The sequence below is a fragment of the Amycolatopsis sp. NPDC051061 genome (assembly GCF_040682935.1).
Lineage (GTDB): Bacteria > Actinomycetota > Actinomycetes > Mycobacteriales > Pseudonocardiaceae > Amycolatopsis.
Window position 1 is genome coordinate 1 of the sequence record NZ_JBFBBZ010000187.1, and the last position, 1,007, is coordinate 1,007.

The following is a 1,007-nucleotide window of genomic DNA, read 5'->3' on the forward strand; positions in this document are numbered from 1 at the left end:
TAAGTTTACTTGCCGATAAAGTTGGTATGTCAGCTGTAATCGGAAGTTTTTTTGCAGGGATTGCAATTAGTCAAACAGAAGTTTCTGAGATAATTGAAGAGTATGTTTCTGCAATCGGTTATGTCATTTTTATTCCAATTTTCTTTGTTTCAATAGCAATTTCTATAAGTTTTGATGTTTTGTTTGAACATCCATTTATTGTTATTTTATTTACCTTACTAGCCATTTTGACTAAATTTCTTCCTGCATATTATTCTGGTAAGGCGTGTAACCTACAAAAAAGTGAGTCACTTCTTATTGGTACAGGAATGGTATCAAGAGGAGAAATGTCACTTATAGTTGCACAAATTGGATTAAGTGGAGCTATCATTAATAAAAATATCTATTCAGAATTAGTCATTGTCATTATTTTGACGACACTATTAGCTCCATTTCTAATTAAAATGGTAATAAAAAAAGATAGTGCAAGGAATATATAATTAGAAATCGAGGAATATGGTGCTTTTCAAGACGTTGACTTATTCTCAAAAAATAGTTTTGGGATTTATTCTATTAGGATTGATAGGAACCATTTTATTGGCATTGCCTATTTCATCCAAAACAGGTAACTGGACTCCACTACTTGATAGCTTATTTACTTCAATTAGTGCACTATGTGTCACAGGATTGACTGTTTATGATACCTTTACTCATTGGTCTTTTTTGGGACAGTTGGTAATTCTATGTCTAATTCAGGTTGGTGGGATTGGTTTCATGACAGTTATTATCAGTATATCTACGGGATTAGGACATAAAATCGGTTTACATGAGCGACAACTATTGGTTGAATCATCAGGACTTTTACATTCCGCAAATCTCTCATTTTTAGTAAAGCGTATCACGATTTTCGTAATAATGATAGAAGCCATTGGAGCAGCCTTACTTTCAATACGTTTTATTCCAGAATTTGGTATAAAAACGGGAATTTACTATGGGGTATTTCATTCAATTTCGGCATTTTGTAATGC

The 1,007-nt window shown here is 32.5% G+C and carries 2 protein-coding genes; both read left to right on the top strand.

The window, feature by feature from the left end; genetic code table 11:
* The coding region (locus tag AB0N03_RS52595; RefSeq protein WP_364389067.1) for a cation:proton antiporter at positions 1 to 479 on the top strand (479 nt) is incomplete at its 5' end.
* A 19-nt stretch (positions 480 to 498) separates the two neighbouring features.
* Positions 499 to 1,007: potassium transporter TrkG (locus AB0N03_RS52600; RefSeq protein WP_364389069.1), on the top strand; the 509-nt coding region annotated here is incomplete at its 3' end.